This window comes from Streptomyces sp. NPDC001594 (genome assembly GCF_042893675.1).
In the GTDB taxonomy this organism is placed as follows: Bacteria; Actinomycetota; Actinomycetes; order Streptomycetales; family Streptomycetaceae; genus Streptomyces.
Genome location: NZ_JBIAVB010000018.1, coordinates 109,646 through 134,724 on the forward strand (window position 1 = coordinate 109,646; position 25,079 = coordinate 134,724).

Below are 25,079 nucleotides of genomic sequence, written 5' to 3' on the forward strand. Positions count from 1 at the left end.
TCCGTCCCGCTCAGTCGATCACCGGCGGCACAACGCGACGGTTGCCCTGCCAGGTCTCTTCATCCTCAGCCAGATAGTCGGGGCGATCGCCCCTCTGGCCTCCACGCTGCCTGCTCGAACCCTGGGGAGCGGCGCCGCCATGACCCACCGTGCCAGCACCCGCCCCACTGCGCACGAGGCCCGAACCACCCTGGGTAAACGACTGGCCGCCAGCGGCGACCTGACGGCCACCGACAACGCCACCCGGCTCCATGGCCAGTCGACGGCCAGCAGCCGGAGTGCCGGGCGCGCCATGCGGACTGCCGAAGCCACCACCCATCATGCCGGGCATCCCACGGCCGCCACCCGCGTGCGGTCCTTCCGCACCGATGACCGTGCCGCGCGGGATACCCGCACTGGGTCCGCCGGTGGCAACCGGCCGACCGCCTACGATCCCAGTCTCGCGCGGGGGCGGCACCGGAATGCCGCCCACCTTGCCCCCGATACCAACAGGAGGTCGTGTGACCGGCAGTGACCCACTGGTCGGCGGAAGCGTTAGAGGCGGGACCGGCACACCGGGAGGGTTCCACCCAGCACCAGGGGGGTTATGTCCTTGCCCAACGGGCAGGCCAGCGGTCGGCGGCAAACTCTTGCCCGGAAGGGTGGCAACTTGGTCAAGGTCTACGCCCACACCCAGGTCCGGGATGACCGGGGGATTCATGGGTGCTGTCCCGATGGTCGGGGACAGAGAGTTGTTGTTCCGGGAAGGACCACTAGCGACTCCGTCCAGTTGGTGCGATACTCCCGCGCCAGATCCCGACGCCGCATACGTAGGACTGCCTGAGTAGTCCTGAGGGATGGAGGAACCTTCGCCCGGGCGAGCCGTGTCGGAAGCGCCGTGCCGCCCCTCGCCAGGATCGAACTCCGGCGACGGCGGAGGGAACGTCGGGGGCTGCGCGCTGCTCAGCTGTGTTGCCGACCATTCGTACGACTGGGCTAGCTTCGTCAGTTGCTGAACCGCCCGTTCGTGGTCGGCCGTCAGTTTGGCGTTGGCCTTCTGGCCGATCTGCTGGGCGTCCGGGTCGTTGTGGTACTTGCGGGACGCCTCCAGGTTGTCGGCCGCCCCCTGGTCGTACTTCGGGGTGTTGGCCTTCACCTCGACCATCGTCTGGGCCGCGTGCGTCAGCCACTGGCTGCCCACGTCGCTGTACTTGCCCAGCGTCAGCGTCGCGCTGCCAGCGCGGCTCACCCAGTCCTGATAGGCGTGCGCCGCCTCGCCCTCCCAGCCCTTGACCTGGTGGTTCTTGAGGCTGTCACCAATCTCGTTCAGCGCCTTCGCCGCGTCCGCCAACTGCGTCGCCCGCGCCTTGACCGTCTCCGGGTCGAGGGAGTCGATCATCGCGAGCAACTGCTCGTGCGAGTAACCCTCGAAGTTCGTCGTCGCCATCAGATCGTGCCCTTCGACGTACTCGGAGCCGGGGTGGACGGGGCGGAGGAACCCTGCCGCCGCTTCTCGGCTTCCTTCCGCTGCTGGACCAGGGGGTCGCGGTCCTCCACGTACTCCTCCTTCGAGCGCCTGATCAGCGCCCACATCCTCGCCTGCGTGTCCTCGTCCACTCCCGCGTAGCCCTTGCCCGCCGTCAGGGCTGGGACGTCCCGTGCGCTCCGCCCTTGGCCCGGCGCACGACGACCGCGGTGACGGCTCCACCGATGAGGACGCAGGCCCCGAGTCCGAGGGCCAGCCACGGCAGACCGCCACCGTCGCCCTTGCTTACCGCAGCCTGGGGCTTCGGCGCAGGTGATGGCGTGATCTTCGCTCCGGAATGGGGAGAACCGGCCGCTCCGGCGGCCGCGAGATCGGGGAGGGGGTAGACGTCCGGCGGACCGGGGTCGCCCGGGGTGGGGAGGGCGACGCGGGGGCGGACGACGCCGTAGCCGATGTAGTCGTTGCGCTCGACACCGTCGACGGGCTTGCCGGCGGTGTTGAGGAGGACCCGGAGGACCTGGTTGTTGGTCCAGGTGGGGTGGGCGGACCAGAGGAGGGCGGCGGAGGCGGAGGCCAGGGCTGTGGCGTCGCTGGTGCCGTGGCTGTTGCAGAGCCCCGTGCTACCACTGCATGCAGTGACGATGCCCGCCCCGGGGGCAGCCATGTCGACCGAGGCATTGTGCTCCGACTCCTTGGTTGCCGCACCATCCGCGTCGACGGCTGCAACGCCCACCACTCCAGGCGTCCCGGCCGGAAAGTAGATCTCACGCGCGGCATCATTACCGACGCCAGCGAAGATCAACTTCCCCTTTTCCAGTGCATACTTAACTGCGCCGGACAACTCTTCCGAATCAGGCCAACCAATCATGGAGATATTGAGGATTCGGGCATCCGAGTCAGCTGCGTATCGAATGGCGTCCTTCAGCGTCGCGTTCCGCGAAATTCCATTTCCGTTGAGATCGACACGCAACGGAATAATCTTCGCACCAGGAGCCAGCCCGAAGGCGCTCTCCACCCCGCCAGGCCCCTTCCCTGTGCCCGCGATAATTGCCGCCATAGTCGTGCCGTGGCCCTTGTAGTCCGTTCGCTCGTCACCCTCGATCGTGTCCGGCGCAAAATCCTTGCCGGGCAGCACCTGCCCGTCAAGTTCGGGGATGCGAGCGACGCCAGTGTCGATCACTGCAACAGCGACACCCTTGCCTATGCTGATTTTCCAGATGTCGTCGGCTTTCATGGCATCGAGGTGCCACTGCTTGGATCGGACCGTCTCCGCGTGGGCTGGGGTCACGGCGACCCCACCCAACAGCAGACCCACCAGGGCCGCGATCGCCTTCCGCATGCGCATCCCGTGCAATGTCCGTTCTGCTCAGTCGATCACCGGTGGAACAACGCGACGGCTGTCCTGCCAGGTCTCTTCATCCTCGGCCAGGTAATCAGGACGGGCATCGCTCTGACCTCCACGCCGTCTGCTCGGACCCTGGGAAGAAGCTCCATGGCCCACCGCCCCGCCGCCCGACCCATTGCGAACAAGACCCGATCCGCCCTGGGTAAACGGCTGCCCACCAGCTGCTGCTTGACGGCCTCCAACTACGCCTCCCGGCTCCACGGCTAGCCTGCGGCCAGTCGCCGGACTGCCTGAAGCGCCGTGCGCACCACCGAAGCCGCCACCCATCACGCCTGGCATCCCCCGGCCACTACCCGCGTGCAGGCCCTCGGATCCGATGACCGTGCCTCGCGGAATTCCCGCACCGGGTCCACCAGTGGTGATCTGCCTCCCACCCATGATGCCGGTATCGCGCGGTGTGGAAACCGAGATGCCACCAGCCTTACCACCAGCAGGAGTCCGCGTTATGGGCAGCGAGCCGCCACCCAACGATGGCATTCCACCGACTGGCGGCATCACCAGAGGCGGTACGGGACCGCTGGGTGGGTTCCCGCCAGGAATACCCAGCCCGGGTCCAATAGGCGGACTGGGGGTCGGAGGAAGCGTCTTGTCCGGAAGGGTTGTGACATGGTCAAGGTCTACGTCCACGCCACCGACAGAAAGCCCCGGCGACAGGAGCGGCCCCGGCACGGTAGGCAGGGCGTGGTCCGGAAGAGGAGGCTGGACGGAACCCTGGCTGAGCCCGTTCGAGGTGGGACTGAACGAGGCCCCTGCGCCCCGGTACGAAGAACCCACCCCAGCGCCTGCAGAAGCATCTCCGCCTCGTGCAATATCGGAATCCTGCCCCACCGCCCTTGCTGGCGGGTCAAAGTCCGGCGGCGGAGCCGGGAACGTCGGCGGCTGGGCGGTGGTTAGTTGGGTTGCTGACCAGTCGTAGGACTGGGCCAGTTTTGTCAGTTGTTGGACTGCCTGTTCGTGGTCGGCCGTCAGTTTGGCGTTGGCCTTCTGGCCGATCTGCTGGGCGTCCGGATCGTTGTGGTACTTGCGCGACGCCTCCAGGTTGTCGGCCGCGCCCTGGTCGTACTTCGGGGTGTTGGCCTTGACTTCCACCATCGTCTGGGCGGCATGTTGCATCCACTGGCTGCCTACGTCGCTGTACTTGCCCAGCGTCAGCGTCGCGCTGCCCGCGCGGCTCACCCAGTCCTGATAGGCGTGCGCCGCCTCGCCCTCCCAGCCCTTGACCTGGTGGTTCTTGAGGCTGTCACCAATCTCGTTGAGCGCCTTCGCCGCGTCCGCCAGCTGCGTCGCGCGCGCCTTGACCGTCTCCGGGTCCAGGGAGTCGATCATCGCGAGCAACTGCTCGTGCGAGTAGCCCTCGAAGTTCGTCGTCGCCATCAGATCGTGCCCTTCGACGTGCTCGGAGCCGGGGTGGACGGGGCGGAGGAGCCCTGCTGCCGCTTCTCGGCTTCCTTCCGCTGCTGGACCAGGGGGTCGCGGTCCTCCACGTACTCCTCCTTCGAGCGCCTGATCAGCGCCCGCATCCTCGCCTGCGTGTCCTCGTCCACACCCGCGTAGCCCTTGCCCGCCGTCTGGATGGCGATGCCGAGGGCCTCGATCTGTCCGGCCAGGCCCTTCGACAGCTTCTGGAGCTCGTTGTGGACCGTGTCGTACGCCTTGAACAGGGCTTCCGCCTCGGCGAAGCCCTTGCCGAGGGTGCCGGCCGGGAGGGTGCTGTGGGCGAGCCTGCCCGCGTCCGCCGCCGAGCCGTCCAGGGTCTTCAGCAGGGCGTCGACCCGGTTCTTGGCGCCCGTCAGCGATTCGTACTCGACCTCGAGCGCCTTCGCCTGGCGCATCACCGCGTCCGCCACGCCCCCGGCGATGTCGCCGCCGCCCAGCAGCCCCAGGGCGTTCTCCGTTGCCACGATGGCCTCCCCCACTTCCCGTCCCCGTCCGCACCCGTTCGCACGCGCGCGTCCCCCGTGTCATCCCACTCTAACGAAGGGCACCGACGGCAAGGTGGGGCAGGCCGCTACGAGTTGGGCGCCGCCACCGCCGCCGATGGCCGGATCGGGATCCTGTTCACCGGCCGCCCCGTCGCCGCGCGCACCGCCGACGCCACCGCCGCCGGGGTCGTCACCACCGGGACCGCGCTCGCGGCCTTCGCCCCGAAGGGGGCGACGACGTCCCGTTCCTCCACCAGGCGGACGATCCGCACCGCCGGGGCGTCCAGGGACGTGGGCAGGGGGTAGCCCGTCAGGTCGGGGTGGCGGACCAGGCCGGCGACCGAGCGGAGGTTCTCCGTCAGGGCCGCGCCGACGCCCTGGGTGACGCCCGCTTCGATGCGGGCCTCCAGCTGGCGGGGGTTGAGGACGCGGCCCACGTCCTGCGCGACGGCCAGCTCCACCACCCGGACCGTGCCGAGTTCGATGTCCACGTCGACCACCGCGCGGATCGCGCAGAAGGCCAGGCCCACGAAAGCGTCGCCCTGGCCGTGGTCGTCCAGCGGCTCCGTGGGGTGCGGGCGGCACTGGGCCGTGGCCCAGAGCTCCTTGCCCTCTATGGCCTCCGCCACCGGGAGGGAGAAGGCGCCGTCGTACGACGTGATCCGGCCGTCCTGGATCTGGAGGAGTTCGGTGGACATGCCGAGCTGGTGGGCCATCGGCTGGAGGAGCTGCGTACGGACCATCTTCGCGGCCCGCTCGACGGCGCCGCCCGAGACCCAGGTGTGGCGGCCGTGGGCGGAGGGGCCCGCCGGCGGCTGGTCGGTGTCGACGGGGGCGCAGGTCACCTCGTCGATGCCCAGCACCTCCTGGACGATCTGGCGGGCGAGGGTCGCGAAGCCCTGGCCGGTGTCGACGGCCGCGCAGATGACGGTGGCGGTGCCGTCGGCCACCTTCACGGTCGCGGTCGACACCTCGTCGGCGCCCTCCGCGCCGAGCATGTGGACCATGCCCACGCCGTAGCCGACCCCGCGCCGCACCGCGCCGGGCTCGCCCGCGCCCTCGGGGCCGCCGGGCAGCAGCCAGTCCTCCTCCGGGGTGTCCTTGGGGAGGGAGGGGAGGGGGAAGTCGCGGACGGAGCGCAGGAGTTCGGCGACCGGGGCCGGGCAGGTCACCGTCTGGCCGGTGGGCAGGAGGTCGCCGGTGGCCAGGACGTTGCGCAGGCGCAGCTCCGCGCCGTCGATGCCGAGGGCGGCCGCGAGTTTGTCCATCTGGCCCTCGTAGGCCGCGCAGACCTGCATGGCGCCCTCGCCGCGCACGTGGCCGGAGGGCGGGTTGTTCGTGCGGACCGCCCAGCCCTCCACGAAGGCGTGCGGGACGACGTACGGGCCGCACGCGAAGGCCACCGCCGCCGCCAGGGACTCGGCCGAGGCGTCGGCGTAGGCGCCGGCGTCCATCAGGATCTGCGCCTCGACCTTGAGCAGCCGGCCCCCGGCGTCCGCGTGGTGGCGGTAGCGCAGCAGGGTCGGGTGGCGGTGGGCGTGGCCGAGGAACGACTCCTCGCGGGTGGCGGCCAGCTTGACCGGGCAGCCGGTGCGCAGGGCGAGGAGGCCCAGCGGGAGCTGGAAGGCGGGGTCCTCGCGGTCGGCGGTGGCGCCGGGGACGCCGGTGACGACGACGCGCACGCGGTCCGGGGCGAGGCCGAAGCAGGCGGCGGCGAGGTCGCGGTCGGTGTGCGGGTCGGTGGAGGCGGTGTAGAGCTCGACGCCGCCGTCGGGGCGGGGCACGGCGAGGCCGGCCTCGGCGCCGATGGGGGCCGGGTCCTGGCGGCCGATGCGGTAGAGGCCCTCGACGACCACCTCGCCCGTCACGTCCGGGTCGCCGTAGCGCAGCGGGATGTGCCGGATCAGGTTGCCGTCCGGGTGGAGCGGGGCGGCGCCGAAGGACTGCTCGGGGTCGGTGACGGCGTCGAGGAGCTCGTACTCGACGGCGATGGCGGCGGCGGCGAGGCGGGCCGTGTCGGGGTGGTCGGCGGCCACGGCGGCGATGGGCTCGCCGTGGTGGCGCACGACGTCGTGGGCGAAGACCGGCCGGTCGGCGATGCGGCGGCCGTGGGTGGTGGCGCCGGGGACGTCGGCGTGGGTGATGACGGCCCGCACGCCCGGCATCTCGGCGGCGGCCGAGGTGTCGATGGAGCGGATGCGGGCGTGGGCGTGCGGGGAGCGCAGCACGGCGGCCCACAGCAGGCCCTCGGCCCACAGGTCGGCGGCGTAGGGGAAGGTGCCCTCGGTCTTGGCACGGGTGTCCGCCGAGGGGACGGAGGCTCCGATGCCGCGCGCGGGGCGCTGCGGGTCGCCGTTGCCGCCGCCGTCACCGTCGCCGTCGGTCCCGGCGCCGACGTTGAGCGTCGCCGTGGTCATGGTCGTGGTCGTCGCCGTGGCCGCGTCCTGCCCGCTCACGCCATGCCTCCGTTGTGGTGGATCCCGTCGAATCCGCTGCCGTTGGTGCCGTTGGTGCCGTTGCTGCCGTGGGGGTCGTGAGCTCCGGGGGCCCCGTCGAACCCGTGCGGCGCGGGGGCCGGGCCGCCGGTCGCGCCGGGGGTGCCCGGGATGCCGAGGGCGCCCGTCGTGTCGAGGGCGTCGAACGCGTCGAAGCCTCCGGCGTGCGCGGTCATGGCGGAGGTGTCGAACCCGTTGCCGCCGAACGTGCCGTCCGGGCCCGGGCCCGGGGCCGCCGCGAACGCGCCCGAGGCGTCGAAGCCGTTGCCGCCGAGGGTTCCGTTCGGGCCGGGAACGCCCGCGTCGAAGGCGGCCGGCGCGTCGAACGCGCCCGAGGGGTCGAAGCCGTTGCCCCCGAAGGTCCCGCCGGGGCCCGGGGCCGGGGCGTCGAAGCCGTGCACGCCGCCCTCGCCGGGCTGCGCCTGGTGCGGGATGAACCCCTCCGCGGGGGCCTGGGCCGCGGCTTCCGAGGCCTGTGCCGCGGTGGTCTCGCGCTCGGCGATGACCTCGCGGACCGCCTCGATGACGCCCTTGTAGCCGGAGCAGCGGCAGAGGTTGCCGCACAGCGCCTGGCGGGTCTCCAGCTCGCTGGGAGCGTGGTTGCCCTCCAGCAGGTCATGGATGGTCATGGCCATGCCGGGCACGCAGAACCCGCACTGCACCCCGCCCGACCTGCACAACGCCTGCTGCACGTCCGAGAGTTCCCCGCCCTGCGCGAGACCCTCGACCGTGCGCACCTCGGACCCGGCCGCGGTCGCCGCCGGGACCAGGCAGGAGGCGACGAGCCGCCCGTCGACCTGCACGGCGCAGGCCCCGCACTCGCCCTGGGAGCAGCCGTCCTTGGCGCCGGCCAGGCCGAGCCGCTCGCGCAGCACGTAGAGCAGGGACTCGCCGATCCAGGCGCCGGTGACGGGCCGGTCGGCGCCGTTGACGCGCAGGACGTACGAAGCGGAGGGGTGCTCGTGATGGGCGACGGCGGGCTGCCGTTCCTCCTCGTACGACGCCTCCCCGAGCGGGAACTCCCCGGTGTCGTGCCCGGCCGGGGCCGGCGGGGCGCTGTCGGCGGTGTCCTCACCCGGCGCGGGCGCGGCCTCCGCTCCGGCGGGGGCACCGGCCCCCACCGCGAAGCCGTGCCCGTCCGTCCCGCCCGGTACCGGGGCGGGGGCGGACCCCTCCCCCGGCGCGGCGTCGGCGCCCTCGGCCTCCGCCGGCCGCGGCCGCTCGTCCCCGGCCGGGGGCTGCGCCGGGCCGTGGCCGTGCGAGGCCTCGATGTCCGGGGCGGCGTCCAGCACGGACTCGGGCTCCGGCCCGGCCTGGGGGTAGCCCTCGGGGAGCGGGGTCCCGACCCCGGGACCGCCCAGCACCCTCGGCCCGCGCCCCGGCACCGGGGCTCCGGCACCCTGCGGCCCCGGGGCACCGCCGCCCGGCAGCACCCCGGCGCTCATCGGCGTCCCGGCCGCGGCCGCCACGCCCTCCGCATCCGGCCCGCCCGGCAGCCCGGGCGCCGCCCAGGGGGCCTGGGCCCCGCCCGGCAGCGCCGCCGGGGCCTGGCCCCAGCCACCGTCCGCCCCGCCGACCCGGAACTCCCCGGTCCCGCCGGACACCTCACCGCCATGCCCGGCACCGCCATGCCCGGCACCACCGTGCCCGGCACCACCGTGCCCGGCACCGGCACCACTCCCGGCACCCTGGCCGAACCCGACCCCAGCTCCGTCCGGGCCCACACCCGCACCGGCATCCACATCCACACCACGGGCATCCACACCCGCACCGGCGCCCGAACCCGCACCACCGGCGTCGGTACCCGCGCCGCCGCCCCGGAGGTCGGCCGGCAGCGTCCAGTGCCCGGTGGCCGAGGACTCCTCGTCCCGGTGCAGCGCCTCGGGGAACTGCCACTCGGCCGTCGCCCCGGAATCGGCCCCGGCGTGCGGGTCGGGGTAGTGCTGCACGTGCCGCTGCTCAGCGAACCCCACGGGTTCCGCGCGCTCCACGAACTCGGCGCGCTCGACGAACTCCGCGTGCCCCTCGAACTCCGCCTGCCCCGCGAACTCCCCCGGCTCCGCGAACCGCACGGACTCCCCGTGCCCCGCGTGACCCACCTGCCCCGCGTGTCCTACCTGCCCCGCGTGACCCCCATGCCCCACGAACTCCGCGTGCCCCACATGCCCCGCGTGCCCCAGATCCCCGCCGGACTCCGCGTGCTGCGCCGTCCCGTGGGCCCCCGCGTGGGAGGCCAGGCGGGAGCCCGGCTGCGTCCCCGCGTGCGCGGTGTCCGGCCGCGCGCCGCCGTGGAACTCCGCGTGCGCCTCCGGCTCGGCCGCCGCGAAGGCGGCCGCCACCGACGCCGGGAGCGGGATCGACGCCGGGATCGGCGCCCGGGCCGGGGCCGCCGCGTCGGCGGCCGGGGCCTGTCCGGCCGAGCCGCCCGCGTCGGGCCACTGGGCCGACATCGTCCAGGTGCCGGTGGCGCTGGGGTCCGTACTGCCGGACGAGCCCAGCGGCATGATCATCGGGGGCGGCACGAAGCCGTGCCCGGGCGCCGCGAGGGGCTCGCCGGTGTCGAGCGCGTCCAGCATGTCCTGCGGCAGCTGCACGAAGGCGGTGGCGTCGGAGTCGTAGTCGCTCCCGTGCGGCACCGGCTCCCAGCCCCAGCCGGCGCCCCCGCCCGCGTCCGCGACGCCGCCGTTCCCCGTGTGGCCCGTGTTCCCCGCGTGGCCAGTGTTCCCCGTGTCCCCGGTCGTTCCGCTCACGTTCTCGTTCTCACTCATGAGGTCAGCGCCCTCCCCAGGGCCCTGCGCGCCAGCACGGCGACGGTGCGCCGCAGATGCAGTACTCCGGCGGAGACCTGCTGCCCCTGGTCGGGCACGCACGCCGCCGCGACGTACTCGCCGAAGGCCTCCAGGGCCTCCGGGGCCAGACTGCGGTCCCCGTCCCAGTCGATCAGCGAGGCCACCCACTGCTCGGCCTCCAGCGGCCGCAGCGGCATCGGGGCCACCGCGCCGATCGCGCACCGCACGCCCCGGCGCGCGGGATCCAGCACGAGCCCCACGGAGGCCACCGCACGCCCCGGTCCCGTCCGCCCCGTGGCCTTCAGGAACACCTGCGGGGCGTGCAGCAGCGGCACCCGCACGAAACCGATCAGTTCGCCCGGGCGCAGCATCTCCCGTCCGGCGAGCAGGTGGGAGACGGGGATCTCGCGCTGCGAGCCGCCGGGGCCGACGATGACCAGCACCGCCTCCAGCGCGGCCAGCACGGGCAGCGCGTCACCGGTCGGGGCGGCCGTCGCGATGTTGCCGCCCAGGGTGCCGGCGTTGCGGATCTGCGGCGGGCCGGCCGCCCGCGCGGCCGCGGCCAGCGCCGGGATCAGAGCGGCGAAATCCGGCCGCCCCATCCGGGCGTGCGTCAGGCCGGCGCCGAGCAGTGCGTGCCCGTCCTGGTACTGCCAGCCGCGGATCTCGCTGATCCGCCCGAGGCCCACCAGCGCGGCCGGCCGCAGCAGTCCGGCGTTGACGGCTGCCATGAGGTCGGTACCGCCGGCCACCGGGACGGCCGCGGGCATGGCGGCGAGCGCCGCGACGGCCTCGTCGAGCGAGGCCGGCAGCATCACGGACTGCGCCGCCTGCCCCGGCGACCCGTGCGGGGTGTGCGGCCCCTGAGCCGAATGCGGTGTGCGCGGTGCGTGCGTGGTCAACCCAGCTGCCCCTTCCCGATGTCCCGGTCCTGGCGCTCACGCCTGTCCGCCGTACGGTACGTGCTCACCGCCGGGACGTGGCAACTCTGGCACATCTTCGGGACCGCCCGGCGCGAGGGTCTCCCGGGTACCAACCGCCCCGGCCGTCCGGGGCGGGGCGGCGGGGGGCCGGGACACCTTCCGCACACCCGCCCGCCACGCACTTTTCACGCCGTCCGGGCCCCGGCGGCGCCCCGCGGCCGGACCGCCTCGGGACGCCGCCCGCCCCGCCCGTACCGCCTTCGTACGACACCGACCCGAACGTCCGTTTTCCCCCGGATAAGCCTTGTTCGAGCGACAGTTCCAAAGGTTTCCGAAGAGTTCCGCTTCGGTCGCGGAGGGCGCCGGCCCGGTCCGCACGGCCGCCCGTGCGCCCGGGTCACACGATCGGGGGCGCGCCCTCCCGCGGGCGCCCCAGCACCCCCGGCCGCCGCTGCCACGGCAGCGGCCCGCCCGGTGGCCGGTAAGCGACCCCGAGGGCGTCCAGCCGGGCCAGATGCGCCGCCACGCGCCCCTCGAAGCCGACCCAGTCGCGGGATTCCGGTTCCGGCATCCACGACCACACCACCTCCGCGAAGGCGGCCAGCCGCGGGAACACCTGGTAGTCGACCCGCCCCTGGTGCTCCATCACCTCGGTCCACACGTTCGCCTGCGCGCCCAGCACGTGCGCGGCGGCCTCCGGCGACAGCTTCGGCGGCACGGGCTCGAACCGGTAGACGTCCTCCAGCGAACGCACGTACCCGATGGGCATCGGCTCGTCGGGGCCGTCCGCCTGACGGTGGTCCAGGTACACCTGCTGCTCGGGGCACATCACCACGTCGTGCCCGGCCTCGGCGGCGGCGATCCCGCCCGCGTAGCCGCGCCAGGAGGAGACGGCCGCGCCGTCCGCGAGGCCGCCCTCCAGGATCTCGTCCCAGCCGATGAGCCGGCGGCCCCGGTCGGCGAGCCAGCGGTCGAAGTGCCGGATGAACCAGGCCTGGAGGCCGTCCTCCCCGTCCACGCCCAGCTCCCCGATGCGCGCCTGCGCCGTCGCCGAGGCCCGCCACTGGTCCTTGGGGCACTCGTCGCCGCCCACGTGCACGAACGGCGAGACCTCGGGCGGGAACAGCTCCAGCACCTCCTCGAAGACGCCCTCGTAGAAGCGCAGGACCTCCTCGGTCGGCGCGAGCACGTTCTGGTTGACGCCCCAGTCGTCCCACACCCCGAGCGCGGCGGTGTCCACGACGTCGGCGTTGCCCAGCCAGGGGTAGGCGGCGATCGCGGCCTGGGAGTGCCCGGGGATGTCGATCTCGGGGACGATCCGTACGTGCCGCTCGGCCGCGTAGGCGACGATCTCGCGGATGTCGTCGTGGGTGTAGAAGCCGCCGTGCGGGGTCTCGTTCCACAGCGGGGACGCCCGGTGCCCCCAGCGGGTGCGCGGCCGCCAGGAGCCGGTCTCCGTGAGCCGGGGGTGGCGCAGGATCTCGATGCGCCAGCCCTGGTCGTCCGTCAGGTGCAGGTGCAGCACGTTGAGCTTGTGCGCGGCCAGCAGGTCGATGTAGCGCAGCACCCCGTCCTTGGGCATGAAGTGCCGGGCCACGTCCAGCATCAGCCCGCGCCAGCCGAAGCGGGGACGGTCGGCGATCCGCGCGTACGGCAGGTCCCAGCTCCGCCCGGGCCGCAGCGGGGCCCGCCGGAAGGCGTCGGGGCCGAGCAGCTGACGCAGCGTCTGGGCGCCCCAGAACAGCCCGGCCGCGTCGGCACCGGTCAGCTCGACGCCGTCGGCGCCGACCTCCAGCCGGTACCCCTCGGGCCCCAGCCCGCCGGACTCCGGCCCGCCGGGGTCCAGCCGCAGCCGCAGCTCGCCCGGCGTCCCCGCCGGCAGGGCCCATCCGGTGGCGCCGCCGACCTCCCGGCGCAGCCAGCGCGCGACGCCCTCGCAGCCGGGCCCGGCGTCGAGCACGGGCTCGGGGCCGAACGCGTAGCGGCGCCCCTCCTCGTCGGGAACGGCCACCCGGGGTACGGGAATCAGGTCCATGCGTCAGCCCCTCACGACGACAGAGCGCTCCTCGCGCCGACCCTAGCCGCGCACCCGCCCCCGGCACAGGCCTCCGGGACGAAAGGTCCGGACAAATGGCTCCGGGTGCGCGAAAGGCCCTCCGGGTACGCGAAAGGCCCCCGGGGTGCGCGCGGGCGCACGCCCCGGGGGCCTCGTCGGCGGAAGCCCGGACCCGTCAGCGGTCCTTACTTGTCCTTGCCGCCCTTGTCCTTGTCGCCGCCGGCGCCCATGGAGTCGTAGATCTCCTTGCACATGGGGCAGACGGGGTACTTCTTCGGGTCGCGGCCCGGCACCCAGACCTTGCCGCAGAGCGCGACGACGGGGGTCCCGTCGAGGGCGCTCGCCATGATCTTGTCCTTCTGGACGTAGTGGGCGAAGCGCTCGTGGTCGCCGTCGCCGTGGGACACCACGGGCGTCGGCTCTACGAGGGTCCCCGTACCAGTCCCGCGATCGGGCTCGAGAGTGCTCATGAAATCCAGGGTACTGAACCCCGCCCGGGTCAGTTGAGCGACGGGTCGTCCAGATAGGTGGCGACCATCGCGAGCTCGCTGCGCTGGCGGCGCAGCACCGCCCGCCACAGCCGTTCGGGGTCGGGGAAGGACACGTCACCGGGTTCGGAGTCCACCACGTACCAGGCGCCGTCGCCCAGCTCGTCCTCCAGCTGGCCGGGCCCCCAGCCGGAGTACCCGGCGAAGATGCGCAGGCCCCCGAGGGCGGCGGCGAGCAGTTCCGGCGGGGCCTCCAGGTCGACGAGGCCGATGGCCCCGTGCACCCGGCGCCAGCCGAGGGGGCCCTCCTCGCCCGGTATCACCGCGACCCCCAGGGCCGAGTCGAGGGCGACGGGGCCGCCCTGGAACACCACGCCCGGGTCACCGGCCAGCGGGGCCCACGGCAGCAGGATGTCGCGGACGTCCACGGGGGTGGGCCGGTTGAGGACCACGCCCAGGGAGCCCTGCTCGTCGTGGTCGAGCAGCAGCACCACCGCGCGGTCGAAGTTCGGATCCGCGAGGGCGGGGGTGGCCACGAGCAGCCGCCCTGTGAGGGAGGACACCTCGGTCATGGGCACATGATCTCGCACATTCGCCCTCCGGGGGGAGCGGGCGGCGGGATCCGATCACGCGCAGCTCAGGGCGCACGGCTGCAGACGGGAGCGCGCGCCGCCCCACACGCCGGAACACAACACTCCGCTACTTGGCGGACACCGTACGTGGTGTGCCGAATTCATGACAGTCCTACGGCCCCGTCACCCATACGAACATGGGGGTTGTGGCCCTTACCCTTACGTCTGGTCCCCTGCCCATCCACTCCGGAACGCGAGATCCATGACCGGCAACGATGTCCTGCTTGTCCACGGCGGAACCCCGCTCGAGGGCGAGATCCGTGTCCGCGGTGCGAAGAACCTCGTGCCGAAGGCCATGGTGGCCGCCCTGCTCGGCAGCGAGCCCAGCCGGCTGCGCAATGTTCCCGACATCCGTGACGTGCGGGTCGTGCGCGGTCTGCTCCAGCTGCACGGCGTGACCGTGCGTCCCGGCGAGGAGCCGGGCGAGCTGGTCCTCGACCCCACGTACGTCGAGAGCGCGAACGTCGCCGACATCGACGCGCACGCGGGCTCCTCCCGCATCCCGATCCTCTTCTGCGGCCCGCTGCTGCACCGCCTGGGCCACGCCTTCATCCCGGGTCTGGGCGGCTGCGACATCGGCGGCCGTCCGATCGACTTCCACTTCGACGTGCTCCGCCAGTTCGGCGCGACCATCGAGAAGCGCGAGGGCGGCCAGTACCTGGAGGCCCCCCAGCGCCTGCGCGGCTGCAAGATCCGCCTGCCCTACCCGTCGGTCGGCTCGACCGAGCAGGTCCTGCTGACGGCCGTCCTGGCCGAGGGCGTGACCGAGCTCAGCAACGCCGCCGTCGAGCCGGAGATCGAGGACCTCATCTGCGTGCTGCAGAAGATGGGCGCGATCATCTCCATGGACACCGACCGGACCATCCGGATCACCGGTGTCGACCGCCTGAGCGGCTACAACCACAAGGCGCTCCCGGACCGCCTGGAGGCGGCGTCCTGGGCCTCCGCGGCCCTGGCGACCGGCGGCAACATCTACGTCCGCGGGGCGCAGCAGCGCTCGATGATGACCTTCCTGAACACCTTCCGGAAGGTCGGCGGCGCCTTCGAGATCGACGACGAGGGCATCCGCTTCTGGCACCCGGGCGGCCCGCTCAAGGCCATCGCGCTGGAGACGGACGTCCACCCCGGCTTCCAGACCGACTGGCAGCAGCCGCTGGTCGTGGCCCTGACGCAGGCCTCGGGCCTGTCGATCGTCCACGAGACGGTCTACGAGTCCCGCCTGGGCTTCACCTCGGCGCTCAACCAGATGGGTGCCCACATCCAGCTGTACCGCGAGTGCCTGGGCGGCAGCGCCTGCCGCTTCGGCCAGCGCAACTTCCTGCACTCGGCGGTCGTCTCCGGCCCGACCAAGCTGCAGGGTGCCGACCTGGTCATCCCCGACCTGCGCGGCGGGTTCTCGTACCTGATCGCGGCGCTGGCGGCCGAGGGCACCTCGCGCGTCCACGGCATCGACCTGATCAACCGCGGCTACGAGAACTTCATGGAGAAGCTCCAGGAGCTCGGCGCGAAGGTCGAACTGCCCAACGGCGACCTGGTCTGACGGTCGTCGTCCCGGCGATCCGGAGCACAGCCGTCCGGGACTTCCCCCTCCCGGGGCCCACAAGGCCCCTGGGAGGGCCTGGAAGGCCCGGGAAAGGCCTGAGGGCGGCCACCCCCATCGGGGGTGGCCGCCCTCGGCCGTTCTACGTACCACTGCCGTCCCGAGGGCCTGTGCGGCCCTCGGCACAAGGGCGGTACTACTTGCCCTTGGCGGCTTCCTTGAGCTTGGAGCCCGCGGAGACCTTCACGCTGTAGCCGGCCGGGATCTGGATGGGGTCGCCGGTCTGCGGGTTGCGCGCGGTGCGAGCGGCACGGTGGGTGCGCTCGAAGGTCAGGAAGCCGGGGATGGTGACCTTCTCGTCGCCCTTGGCGACGATCTCGCCGACGGTCTCGGCGAGCGCGGCCAGAACGGCGTCGGCGTCCTTGCGGGTCACCTCGGCGCGCTCGGACAGAGCGGCCACCAGCTCACTGCGGTTCATGTTGTACTCCCGTGTTCAACTTGCCTTAGAGGCGTGAGATCGAAGCCGATGCTGCCAGGGCCCTAGGACAGTCCCCGGACCCGGGTCTGAACGTCAGACCCTCTCGCCCGGTTACGCATCCTGCCCCCACCAGCGGCGGGAAAGCCAATCCGGCACCCGCCGGGGTCACACGAAAAGCGCCACAGTCACGCCACGGTGACGCTCCGTCGCACCCGAGGCTCCGACGCTGATGTGGTCCGCGCGCTGCGCGGGCATCCCCGCAACCCTAGAGGCGCCCCGGGGGGCCCGCATCCCGCGACGCGCCGGGATCAGACCGTGGGCCCCGTCACAGCGGCCTTCCCGCCACCGGCCTGCGCGGCCTTGCGGACGGCTCCGGCGACGGCGCCCGCGACCTTGTCGTTGAAGACGGACGGGATGATGTAGTTCGCGTTCAGCTCGTCCTGGCCGACGACGTCGGCGAGGGCGGTGGCTGCGGCGAGCATCATGTCGGTGTTCACGGTCCGGGACTGGGCGTCCAGGAGGCCGCGGAAGACACCCGGGAAGACCAGCACGTTGTTGATCTGGTTGGGGAAGTCGGAGCGGCCGGTGGCCACGACGGCGGCGGTCTGGCGCGCGATGGCCGGGTCCACCTCCGGGTCCGGGTTCGCGAGCGCGAACACGATGGCGCCCTCGGCCATGGCGGCGACGTCCTCGCCGGAGAGCACGTTGGGGGCGGAGACGCCGATGAAGACGTCGGCGCCGACCACGGCCTCCTTGAGGGTGCCGGTGTAGCCCTCGGGGTTGGTGTTGTCGGCGATCCAGCGCAGCGGGGAGTCCGGCGCGGCGTCGACCAGGTCGGGGCGGCCGGCGTGCACGACGCCGTGGATGTCGGCGCTGACGGCGTTCTTCACACCGGCGGCGAGGAGCAGCTTGAGGATGGCCGTACCGGCGGCGCCGGCCCCCGACATGACGACCTTGACGTCCTCAACTGCCTTGCCCACGACGCGCAGTGCGTTGGTGAGGGCGGCGAGGACGACGATGGCGGTGCCGTGCTGGTCGTCGTGGAAGACGGGGATGTCGAGGGCCTCGCGCAGCCGGGCCTCGATCTCGAAGCAGCGGGGCGCGGAGATGTCCTCCAGGTTGATGCCGGCGAACCCGGGGGCGATGGCACGGACGATCTCAACGATCTTGTCGGTGTCCTGCGTGTCGAGGCAGATCGGCCAGGCGTCGATGCCCGCGAAGCGCTTGAAGAGGGCCGCCTTGCCCTCCATGACGGGCAGCGCGGCCATCGGGCCGATGTTGCCCAGGCCCAGCACGGCGGAACCGTCGGTCACGACTGCGACGGAGTTGCGCTTGATGGTCAGGCGGCGCGCGTCCTCGGGGTTCTCGGCGATGGCCGTGCACACGCGGGCCACGCCCGGGGTGTAGATCATCGAGAGGTCGTCGCGGTTGCGGATGGGGTGCTTGGACGACATCTCGATCTTGCCGCCGAGGTGCATCAGGAAGGTACGGTCGGAGACCTTCCCGAGGCTGACGCCCTCGATACCGCGCAGCTTCTCGACGATCTCGTCGGCGTGGGCGGTGGAGGTGGCGGCGATGGTGACGTCGATACGGAGCTTCTCGTGGCCGGACGCGGTCACGTCGAGGCCGGTGACCGAGCCTCCGGAAGACTCCACGGCGGTGGTGAGCTGGGAGACCGCGGTTCCGCTCGCGGGCACTTCCAGGCGGACCGTCATCGAATACGAGACGCTGGGCGCCGTTGCCATGGCCGTGTTCCTCTTCTGTCCCTGGTTCTTCTGTACACACAGGGCCCCGTCACACGGCAGGTGTGGCAGGACCTGTTGTCCGATCGTCCCACCTACCAGCCGGTACAAGGTAACCAGCTACAAATTTCGGAAGAACTCTTCCACCATACGAGAGAACCTTGGGTGTTGGAATGGTGGGTACACACAAAACAGGTCCGCGCCCCCCACAGGTGGAGGGCGCGGACCCGGTGCTCCGTCCAGGACGGACGCGATGACTACGACACCGACCCGCCATGCTCGCCTCGCGGCAAGTGGTCGCTCTAAGCGACGAAGGTTGGGCCCGGGGGCTTGGATCGAGCCGGTGTCGTAACCAGGCTAACAAAGGATCGCCCGAAGCGGTCCCCCCTCCCGCGAGTCGGACACCCCGTCACGCTCATGGCCGCAGCAGCTCCGGCACCCCTGCCCCGTCCGGCCGGTCGGCCTGCGCCGACACCACCGTCAGCTGCTGCGTCGCGCGCGTCAACGCCACGTACAGCACCCGCAGGCCCGCCGCCGACTCCCCGGCGATCTCCGCCGGGGAGACCACCACCGTGGCGTCGTACTCCAGGCCCTTCGCCTCCAGGCTGCCCAGCGCCACCGCCCGCTCGCCCAGGTCGGCGAGCCAGCCCGCCGCCTCGGCCCGCCGGTCCATGGCCACGACCACGCCGACCGTGCCGTCCACCTGCTCCAGCAGCCGCCGCGTCTCCTCCCGCACCGCCGCCCCGAGGTCCTCTCCGGCGGTCGTGAAGCGGGGCTCCAGACCCGTCGAGCGCACCGCCGTCGGCGGCTCCATCCCCGGCATCGCCCGCTCCAGCACCCGCGCCGCCACCGCGGCGACCTCGGCCGGGTTGCGGTAGTTCACCGTCAGCGTGAACCGCCGGCGCGGCCGCGACCCCAGCGCCTCGTCACGGGCCGCGGCCGCCTCCTCCGGGTCCGTCCACGAGGACTGCGCCGGGTCCCCGACCACCGTCCAGGTGCCCGTACGGCCCCGCCGGCCCACCATCCGCCACTGCATCGGCGTCAGGTCCTGCGCCTCGTCCACGATCACGTGCGCGTACTCGGTGCGCTCCGCCGCGATCCGCTCCGCCCGCTCCCAGGCGGTCTCCTCCCGGGTCGGCATCAGCTCCTCCAGCCCGGTGAGCTGGTCCAACGGGTCCAGCTCCCGCTTGCGCCTGGGCCGCGCGGGCGCGCCGAGCAGCTGCTGGAGCTCGTCCAGCAGCGCCACGTCGTGCACCGACAGCGGCCCCGAGCCGTCCGCACCGACCCGGCGCAGCGAACGCGCCAGCTGGCGGGTCTCGCGCGGGTTCAGGTCCCGGCGCGACCAGCGGCCCAGGCGGCGTTCGTCGGCCATGGCGGCCAGCACCCGGCGCGGGGTGAGCTCCGGCCACCAGGCGTTCAGGAAGCCGAGGAAGTCGTCCTCGGTGGAGATGTCCTCGTCGAACGCGCTGCGCAGCTCGGCCGCCAGCTCCGGGTCGCTGTGCCGGCCGTTCGCGCCGGTCTTCGCGTACAGGGCGTCGAGGAGCAGCTTGCGGGCGCGCGGGCGCAGCAGGTTCACCGGGGCGGTGCCGCCGAGCACGTTCTGCCGGATCCGGTTCAGCTCCGGGGCCTCCAGCTCGACGCGGCGGCCGAAGGCCACCACGCGCAGCCGCTCCGGGGCGTCGCCCAGCTCCAGCGCGCCGCGCACCGCCTTGCGGAGCACCTTGAGCATGCGGGAGGAACCCTTGATCCGGGCCACGGCCGGGTCGTCGTACGTGCTCGCCTCGGCGCCGTCGACCAGGGAGCCCAGCGCCCGGATGGCGACCTGGCCCTCCTCGCCGAGCGAGGGCAGCACGCCCTCGGTGTAGGCGACCAGCAGCGGGGTCGGCGAGACGATCAGGATGCCGCCCGAGTAGCGGCGGCGGTCCTGGTAGAGGAGGTAGGCGGCCCGGTGCAGGGCCACGGCGGTCTTGCCGGTGCCCGGGCCGCCGGCCACCTCCGCCACGGAGGCGGCGGGGGCGCGGATGACCAGGTCCTGTTCGGCCTGGATGGAGGAGACGATGTCCCGCATGGTGTGCGTCCGAGCCCGCCCGAGGGCGGCCATCAACGCGCCGTCGCCGATGGCCGGCAGCTCCCGGCCGTCGAGGCTGGCGGTGATCTCGGGACGCATCAGGTCGTCCTCGACGCCGAGCACCTTGCGGCCCTTGGACCGGATCACCCGGCGGCGGATCACCCGGCCGGGGTCCTTGGGGGTCGAACGGTAGAACGGCGCGGCGGCCGGCGCCCGCCAGTCGATCACGAGCGGCGCGTAGTCGGTGTCGAGCACGCCGATGCGGCCGATGTGCAGGGTCTCGGCGATGTCGGCGGTCAGGTCCGGCCGGATCGCGTCGTCGGCGGGCTCGACGGAGGTGTAGGCACCGTCGGGGCCGCGTTCCCCGTCCTTCCCGAGGACGAGGTCGATGCGCCCGAAGAGGAAGTCCTCGAACTCGTTGTTCAGCCGGTTGAGGTGGATCCCGGCCCGGAACACCTGCGCGTCCCGCTCCGCGAGCGCGCCGGGCGTCCCGACCTGGCCGCGCTTGGCGGCGTCGTTCATGAGGAACTCGGCCTCGTGGATCTTCTCCTCAAGGCGTCGGTACACCTGATCGAGATGCGTCTGCTCGACCGCGATCTCCCGATCGCGGACGGAATCCGCCGTGCTGTCGACAGCGGCATTCTGCGCGGCCACCAAGGCCCCCTTCTGACGTGCATGGGCGACCGTCAACCGTACGCGAACCAGCCCCCACTCCGCACGCCCGGTCCACATCGAAGCCCCCGGGTGACGTCGTTTCGTACGAGGTCACGGCCGGGCGGGACCTTCACCCCCGCGAGGGACCGCCAACGGCCCGGTGCCTGCCCACCCGCCGACCGGGGCCCGGGCGGGTCGGCGGCGGCCCAGTGCGGCGGCCCGCCGGGGGGCCGCTCGCGGCGCGGGCGCGCCATCTCCCCCGCGAGGGGTAGGGGCCGGACGGAGGCTGCCCACCCGCCTCCCCGGGTGCGGGCCGGTGGGCGGGGGGCGGGATCCCGCCGGGCGGCAGCGGACAGCCGGGCGGCCGGGGGCCGGCGGACCAGGCATCCGGCCCCGTTGCCTGTAAACGGGGCTGCTCCACGCGTCAGATCGCTACGCGCTCCTCATTTCTCAGCGTCCGGCGGCCGCCTGGGGCCGCTACCTGCAAGAAAGGCCAATCAGAGTGGCATTCCGGGCTGGTGGGCGCAGCAGATCGCTACGCGCTCCTCTCGTCTCGGCGTCCGGCGGCCGTCTTGGGTTGCTACCTGCACGAAATGACGATCAGGACCCCATCGGGCGCGGTCCGGCGCGTCAGATCGCTACGCGCTTCTCTCGTCTCGGCGTCCGGCGGCCGTCTTGGGCTGGTCCCTGAGCAAGTGGCGGCCATCGTGGCTGCGGACGTGGGGGCCGTTGCCGTCGAGGGCGTCCAGGAGGCGGACGGCGTAGACCTCGGACATGCGGTCGACGACCTCCTCGGGTGTGAGCCACTGGACTGCCGTGGTCTCGCGGGAGAGGCGTTCCGTGCCGCCCGAGGCCTTGCAGCGGAAGACCAGGGCGACCACGCCGGCCGTGGTGTTCTTGTAGACGCCGGTGAGGTGGTCCACCTCGACGTGGATGCCGGTTTCCTCCAGCACTTCCCGCCGCACCCCGTTCTCCGGCGTTTCCGCCAGCTCCAGCACTCCGCCGGGCAGCTCCCACGTTCCGTTGTCGGCCCGGCGAATGGCCAGCAGCCGGCCGTCATCACGCACCACGACCCCGGCAACCGACACGGAGTGACGTGGCGTTGACCTGTTCGGCGGGACGCTGTTACTCATGTGCATGAGCATAGGAGGAAGCGAAGGACCATGGGAGCAGCTGTAGGAGAGGGCAGGGCCGTCCCCCGGTACTTGCAGATCGCCGAGGACATCGTCCGGCAGGTCCGCACCGGCGTCCTGAAGCCCGGGGACCAGGTGCCGAGCGAAGCCGAGATGGTGGACCGTTATGGCGTCTCGGGCGGGACGGTCCGTAAGGCCATGCTGGAGATCCGTGCCAGCGGTCTCGTGGAGACACGGCACGGCAAGGGTTCCTTCGTGAAGGCCCGGCCGCCGGTGCGCCACCGGTCTTCGGACCGCTTCCGCCGCTCGCTCCGGCAGGGCGGCAAAGCCGCCTACCTCGCCGAGTCGGAACGGTCCGGTGCCACCGCGAAGGTCAGTGTCATCCACATCGGACCCGTGGACGCCCCGGAGGCGATCGCCGAGCGGCTCGGCCTGGATGTCGGAACCAAGGTACTGGCACGCCGTCGCCTGTACTTCCGCAACGGGACGCCTGTGGAAACCGCGACGTCCTACCTGCCCTGGGACGTGGCGCGCGACATCCCCGAACTCTTCGCCGAAAACCCGGGAGACGGCGGCATCTACGCCCGCCTCGAGGAACACGGCCACGTCTTCGCCGAGTTCGCGGAGACCCTGCTGGCACGCCCGGCGGCCAAGGCGGAGGCATCGGAACTCGCGCTGAGCCCCGGGGCGACGGTGGTACATCTACTGCGGAATGCGATCACGGATGCGGGTCGCGTCGTGGAGGTCTGCGACACCCTCATGGCCGCCGACCAGTTCGTCTTCGAGTACCGCATCCCCGCGACCGACTGAGAGCCGAACACAGCAACCTACCGTGAGTACATACTCACGGTGGGTTGACTCATGTACAGGAGGCAGGCAACCTTCTCCCCATCACTCCTATACATGAGTGATGGAGTTCAACCTCTTTAGAGGAGTAGGCCCATGAGGCAGATTCCCGTCACCACAGCGGTCGGCAAGACGCCGTGTTGCACGAACATCCACACCGACGGCTCTCACGAGGTGCGAGTCATCGCGGTCGTCGACTCCGGCTCCAACCTGCTCGATCGGGCACAGACCGGCTGGGAGCGCTTCCTCAGCACCTTCGAGGGAGCGCCTGGTGAGTGAGCAGTACGAGTACCTCCCCCACCGCCTCCTCCGCCGCCGGGTCCGCGACATCGCATCGGGCGCCGAGGGCGAGCTGATGGCCGTGGTCAACGAGGACGTCTCGGACTCCCCCACGCACACGTACTGGAAGGAACTCGCATACATCCGGGGCGCATCCGGCCGCGAATTCACCACCGCCGTCGAGAACGTCCAACCCGCCTATGACCAGCCCAAGACGGCCGCCGGACGCCGAGACGAGAGGAGCGCGTAGCGATCTGCTGCGCCCACCAGCCCGGAATGCCACTCTGATTGGCCTTTCTTGCAGGTAGCGGCCCCAGGCGGCCGCCGGACGCTGAGAAATGAGGAGCGCGTAGCGATCTGACGCGTGGAGCAGCCCCGTTTACAGGCAACGGGGCCGGATGCCTGGTCCGCCGGCCCCCGGCCGCCCGGCTCATCGCTGATCCCGCCGCATGTCCATCTCCGGACCGTCCCGTTCCTTTGGGGGTTTCCCGGCAGTCCTTGTCTTTCCGGTTCGGGCTGGTCTGTCAAGGGTCGCCGAAGGCGATCGCGTAGCGACGCGACGAAGGAGCGCCCTTGACAGGCCGGCCCGGACCGGAAGGACAGTGGGACTGGCGGGAAAGCCCCAACCCTCCCTGAGGGAGCTGGGTAAGGCCCCGCCCTCCCCGGTCCCGGTCCCGGTCCGCTCTCCCGTCACCGCCCGGCGGCAGACCGCCCCCGCCCACCGCCCCGCACCCGGGGAGGCGGGTGGGCAGCCACCGCCCGGCCCCCGGCCCCTCGCGGGGGAGATGGCGGGCCCCCGCCGCGAGCCGCCCGCCCCGCCCCCAGCCCGCCGAACCGTTCCAGCCGCCCACCCGCCACCACCCCGGGGCGGCGGGTGGGCAGCCACCGGCCCGCCCCCGGGCCCTCGCGGGGGTGGTGGCGGGCCCGCACCTCGGGCCTCGTACACAAGGCCTTCGCGCCCCTACCCCACCGCCCCCCGCACCCGTCTCCGGTGGCGGGCCACGCGCTCGCGGTTGCCGCAGGCTTCGCTCGAGCACCAGCGGCGGCGGTGGCCGCGGGAGGTGTCCAGGTAGAGGCGGGCGCAGCCGTCGCCGCCGCAGGTGCGCAGGAGGGCCAGGTCGCCGGGGTCGGTGAGGAGTTCCACCGCGTCCCGGGCCACCGTGGCCAGCAGGCCCGCGCACTCCACGCCGCCGCACAGCTCCCGCACCAGGTGCCCCTCCCCGTCCCGGACCGCGCACACCCCCGGCGGGGGGCCGGCCGCGGCGGCGTTGACGCGGGCCAGGGCGTCCTCCTCCGGGGCGGTGCCGGACAGTTCGGCGCGCACGAGGCGGTCGACGTCGCGGCGCAGCCGGCGGAAGGCCTCCACCCAGTCGGGCCCGAGCCGGCCGAGCGGGGTCCGGTCGGGGACCAGGCCGGCGCCGACCAGCCACAGGCGCAGCTCGTCGCCGTCGTGGATGGCCTCGGCCCCCTGGGGGGTCCGGGTGGCCAGCAGGTCCAGACAGACCCGCCCGGAGTCGAACCACATGCCCGTCACCGCCTCGGTCGTCGCCGTGGGACGCCTCCCCAGAGTGCCGTCGCCGACCGGGAAGCGGAAGCCCCCGCGCGGGCTACGCGGGCGGCGGGTCGTCGTGCAGGAGGCGCTGGAACAGGCGGTGGTCGCGCCAGGCGCCGTTGATGTGGAGGTAGCGGGGGGCGAGCCCGAACTCGGTGAAGCCGACCTTGGCCAGGACCCGGATGGAGGCGGTGTTGTCGACCAGGGTGCCGGCCTCGATCCGGTGCAGCCCGAGCTCGTCGCGGGCCGTGCGGACGACCTCCTCCAGGCCGGCGGTGGCCAGGCCCTTGCCGTGCCAGGCCCGGTCGACCCAGTAGCCGACGCCGCCGCTGCACAGCGGCCCGCGCGCGATGCTGCCGAGGTTCATCGCCCCGACGACGGCGCCGGTCGCCGTCTCCGTGAACACGTACGGGACCAGCCGCCCGGCGTCCCGTTCGCCGAGCAGGCCCTCGATGCGGGCCCGCTGTCCCGCCTCGGTGTAGAACGCCTCGGGCCGCTCGGGCTCATAGGGCGCCATGTACGCCCGGTTGCGCGTCAGTACGTCGGCCAGCCCGGCGGCGTCCTCGACGGCCAGGCCCCTCATCTCCACCCCGTTGATGATCATGCGAGCAC

At 72.7% G+C, this 25,079-nt stretch carries 21 protein-coding genes; 4 read left to right on the forward strand and 17 right to left on the reverse strand.

Features of this window, described 5'->3' with window-relative positions; all coding sequences use genetic code 11:
- Positions 1-10: 10 nt before the first annotated feature.
- From ACFY0O_RS30815 to ACFY0O_RS30865, 11 genes are all read right to left on the reverse strand, one after another.
- Positions 11-1,426 carry a WXG100 family type VII secretion target gene (locus tag ACFY0O_RS30815; RefSeq protein ID WP_388952693.1) on the reverse strand — a complete coding sequence of 472 codons (1,416 nt, stop codon included), beginning with the start codon at positions 1,424-1,426 and terminating at the stop codon, positions 11-13.
- A complete protein-coding gene (locus ACFY0O_RS30820; protein ID WP_388952697.1) occupies positions 1,426-1,596 on the reverse strand; it encodes a hypothetical protein in 171 nt (56 codons plus the stop codon). Before ACFY0O_RS30820 ends, ACFY0O_RS30815 begins: the two co-directional genes overlap by 1 nt.
- A gap of 23 nt (positions 1,597-1,619) precedes the next feature.
- Positions 1,620-2,810 carry a type VII secretion-associated serine protease mycosin gene (gene mycP, locus ACFY0O_RS30825; RefSeq protein ID WP_388952700.1) on the reverse strand — a complete coding sequence of 397 codons (1,191 nt, stop codon included), beginning with the start codon at positions 2,808-2,810 and terminating at the stop codon, positions 1,620-1,622.
- Positions 2,811-2,831: 21 nt separating this feature from the next.
- Positions 2,832-4,244 carry a WXG100 family type VII secretion target gene (locus ACFY0O_RS30830; RefSeq protein ID WP_388952703.1) on the reverse strand — a complete coding sequence of 471 codons (1,413 nt, stop codon included), beginning with the start codon at positions 4,242-4,244 and terminating at the stop codon, positions 2,832-2,834.
- A complete protein-coding gene (locus tag ACFY0O_RS30835) occupies positions 4,244-4,771 on the reverse strand; it encodes a hypothetical protein (RefSeq protein WP_388952705.1) in 528 nt (175 codons plus the stop codon). The genes ACFY0O_RS30830 and ACFY0O_RS30835 overlap by 1 nt, the downstream gene beginning before the upstream one ends.
- A gap of 107 nt (positions 4,772-4,878) precedes the next feature.
- Positions 4,879-7,209: a xanthine dehydrogenase family protein molybdopterin-binding subunit gene (locus ACFY0O_RS30840; protein ID WP_388952830.1), complete on the reverse strand. Its 2,331-nt coding sequence runs from the start codon at positions 7,207-7,209 to the stop codon at positions 4,879-4,881.
- Between the two features lie 35 nt (positions 7,210-7,244).
- Positions 7,245-10,055 carry a 2Fe-2S iron-sulfur cluster-binding protein gene (locus ACFY0O_RS30845; protein ID WP_388952708.1) on the reverse strand — a complete coding sequence of 937 codons (2,811 nt, stop codon included), beginning with the start codon at positions 10,053-10,055 and terminating at the stop codon, positions 7,245-7,247.
- Positions 10,052-10,978 carry an FAD binding domain-containing protein gene (locus ACFY0O_RS30850; protein ID WP_388952710.1) on the reverse strand — a complete coding sequence of 309 codons (927 nt, stop codon included), beginning with the start codon at positions 10,976-10,978 and terminating at the stop codon, positions 10,052-10,054. Before ACFY0O_RS30850 ends, ACFY0O_RS30845 begins: the two co-directional genes overlap by 4 nt.
- A 418-nt stretch (positions 10,979-11,396) precedes the next feature.
- Positions 11,397-13,034 (reverse strand): beta-N-acetylhexosaminidase, encoded by a 1,638-nt coding sequence (locus ACFY0O_RS30855; protein WP_388952713.1) that lies wholly within the window; start codon positions 13,032-13,034, stop codon positions 11,397-11,399.
- Positions 13,035-13,240: 206 nt separating this feature from the next.
- On the reverse strand, positions 13,241-13,525 hold the full coding sequence (locus ACFY0O_RS30860) for a DUF3039 domain-containing protein (RefSeq protein ID WP_045947038.1): 285 nt from the start codon (positions 13,523-13,525) through the stop codon (positions 13,241-13,243).
- Positions 13,526-13,554: 29 nt separating this feature from the next.
- Entirely contained in the window at positions 13,555-14,115 is a 561-nt protein-coding gene (locus tag ACFY0O_RS30865; RefSeq protein ID WP_045947037.1) for a YqgE/AlgH family protein, read from the reverse strand.
- 262 nt (positions 14,116-14,377) lie between these two features.
- Between ACFY0O_RS30865 and murA the strand changes: the two genes are divergently transcribed.
- Positions 14,378-15,715 (forward strand): UDP-N-acetylglucosamine 1-carboxyvinyltransferase, encoded by a 1,338-nt coding sequence (gene murA, locus ACFY0O_RS30870; RefSeq protein WP_358898317.1) that lies wholly within the window; start codon positions 14,378-14,380, stop codon positions 15,713-15,715.
- 196 nt (positions 15,716-15,911) lie between these two features.
- Here murA and ACFY0O_RS30875 read toward each other — a convergent pair whose 3' ends face one another.
- The 4 genes from ACFY0O_RS30875 to ACFY0O_RS30890 all read right to left on the reverse strand — a co-directional run bounded on the left by ACFY0O_RS30875 (position 15,912) and on the right by ACFY0O_RS30890 (position 21,802).
- Positions 15,912-16,193, reverse strand: coding sequence for an HU family DNA-binding protein (locus ACFY0O_RS30875; RefSeq protein WP_007264399.1), 282 nt, complete (start codon positions 16,191-16,193; stop codon positions 15,912-15,914).
- Between the two features lie 308 nt (positions 16,194-16,501).
- Positions 16,502-17,938: an NAD-dependent malic enzyme gene (locus tag ACFY0O_RS30880; protein ID WP_388952716.1), complete on the reverse strand. Its 1,437-nt coding sequence runs from the start codon at positions 17,936-17,938 to the stop codon at positions 16,502-16,504.
- 412 nt (positions 17,939-18,350) lie between these two features.
- Positions 18,351-20,657, reverse strand: a complete 2,307-nt coding sequence (locus ACFY0O_RS30885) for a HelD family protein (protein WP_388952719.1) — start codon at positions 20,655-20,657, stop codon at positions 18,351-18,353.
- Positions 20,658-21,295: 638 nt separating this feature from the next.
- On the reverse strand, positions 21,296-21,802 hold the full coding sequence (locus tag ACFY0O_RS30890; RefSeq protein WP_388952722.1) for an NUDIX hydrolase: 507 nt from the start codon (positions 21,800-21,802) through the stop codon (positions 21,296-21,298).
- A gap of 18 nt (positions 21,803-21,820) precedes the next feature.
- Between ACFY0O_RS30890 and ACFY0O_RS30895 the strand changes: the two genes are divergently transcribed.
- From ACFY0O_RS30895 to ACFY0O_RS30905, 3 genes are all read left to right on the forward strand, one after another.
- Positions 21,821-22,600, forward strand: coding sequence for a GntR family transcriptional regulator (locus tag ACFY0O_RS30895; RefSeq protein WP_388952724.1), 780 nt, complete (start codon positions 21,821-21,823; stop codon positions 22,598-22,600).
- 132 nt (positions 22,601-22,732) lie between these two features.
- Positions 22,733-22,915: a hypothetical protein gene (locus ACFY0O_RS30900; protein ID WP_388952726.1), complete on the forward strand. Its 183-nt coding sequence runs from the start codon at positions 22,733-22,735 to the stop codon at positions 22,913-22,915.
- Positions 22,908-23,165: a hypothetical protein gene (locus ACFY0O_RS30905; protein ID WP_385534187.1), complete on the forward strand. Its 258-nt coding sequence runs from the start codon at positions 22,908-22,910 to the stop codon at positions 23,163-23,165. The genes ACFY0O_RS30900 and ACFY0O_RS30905 overlap by 8 nt, the downstream gene beginning before the upstream one ends.
- A gap of 711 nt (positions 23,166-23,876) precedes the next feature.
- Here ACFY0O_RS30905 and ACFY0O_RS30910 read toward each other — a convergent pair.
- Both ACFY0O_RS30910 and ACFY0O_RS30915 read right to left on the reverse strand, forming a co-directional pair.
- A complete protein-coding gene (locus ACFY0O_RS30910) occupies positions 23,877-24,440 on the reverse strand; it encodes a CGNR zinc finger domain-containing protein (protein WP_388952729.1) in 564 nt (187 codons plus the stop codon).
- A gap of 82 nt (positions 24,441-24,522) precedes the next feature.
- Positions 24,523-25,071 (reverse strand): GNAT family N-acetyltransferase, encoded by a 549-nt coding sequence (locus ACFY0O_RS30915; protein WP_388952732.1) that lies wholly within the window; start codon positions 25,069-25,071, stop codon positions 24,523-24,525.
- Between the last annotated feature and the right edge of the window lie 8 nt (positions 25,072-25,079).

Excerpts from the sequence above, each read along its gene's own strand:
- ACFY0O_RS30815 (WP_388952693.1), bottom strand. The coding sequence starts at position 1,426 with ATGGCGACGACGAACTTCGAGGGTTACTCGCACGAGCAGTTGCTCGCG.
- mycP (WP_388952700.1), bottom strand. The coding sequence starts at position 2,810 with ATGCGCATGCGGAAGGCGATCGCGGCCCTGGTGGGTCTGCTGTTGGGT.
- ACFY0O_RS30830 (WP_388952703.1), bottom strand. The coding sequence starts at position 4,244 with ATGGCGACGACGAACTTCGAGGGCTACTCGCACGAGCAGTTGCTCGCG.
- ACFY0O_RS30840 (WP_388952830.1), bottom strand. The coding sequence starts at position 7,209 with ATGACCACGGCGACGCTCAACGTCGGCGCCGGGACCGACGGCGACGGT.
- ACFY0O_RS30845 (WP_388952708.1), bottom strand. The coding sequence starts at position 10,055 with ATGAGTGAGAACGAGAACGTGAGCGGAACGACCGGGGACACGGGGAAC.
- ACFY0O_RS30855 (WP_388952713.1), bottom strand. The coding sequence starts at position 13,034 with ATGGACCTGATTCCCGTACCCCGGGTGGCCGTTCCCGACGAGGAGGGG.
- ACFY0O_RS30860 (WP_045947038.1), bottom strand. The coding sequence starts at position 13,525 with ATGAGCACTCTCGAGCCCGATCGCGGGACTGGTACGGGGACCCTCGTA.
- ACFY0O_RS30865 (WP_045947037.1), bottom strand. The coding sequence starts at position 14,115 with ATGACCGAGGTGTCCTCCCTCACAGGGCGGCTGCTCGTGGCCACCCCC.
- murA (WP_358898317.1), top strand. The coding sequence starts at position 14,378 with ATGACCGGCAACGATGTCCTGCTTGTCCACGGCGGAACCCCGCTCGAG.
- ACFY0O_RS30875 (WP_007264399.1), bottom strand. The coding sequence starts at position 16,193 with ATGAACCGCAGTGAGCTGGTGGCCGCTCTGTCCGAGCGCGCCGAGGTG.
- ACFY0O_RS30880 (WP_388952716.1), bottom strand. The coding sequence starts at position 17,938 with ATGGCAACGGCGCCCAGCGTCTCGTATTCGATGACGGTCCGCCTGGAA.
- ACFY0O_RS30890 (WP_388952722.1), bottom strand. The coding sequence starts at position 21,802 with ATGCTCATGCACATGAGTAACAGCGTCCCGCCGAACAGGTCAACGCCA.
- ACFY0O_RS30895 (WP_388952724.1), top strand. The coding sequence starts at position 21,821 with ATGGGAGCAGCTGTAGGAGAGGGCAGGGCCGTCCCCCGGTACTTGCAG.
- ACFY0O_RS30900 (WP_388952726.1), top strand. The coding sequence starts at position 22,733 with ATGAGGCAGATTCCCGTCACCACAGCGGTCGGCAAGACGCCGTGTTGC.
- ACFY0O_RS30910 (WP_388952729.1), bottom strand. The coding sequence starts at position 24,440 with ATGTGGTTCGACTCCGGGCGGGTCTGTCTGGACCTGCTGGCCACCCGG.
- ACFY0O_RS30915 (WP_388952732.1), bottom strand. The coding sequence starts at position 25,071 with ATGATCATCAACGGGGTGGAGATGAGGGGCCTGGCCGTCGAGGACGCC.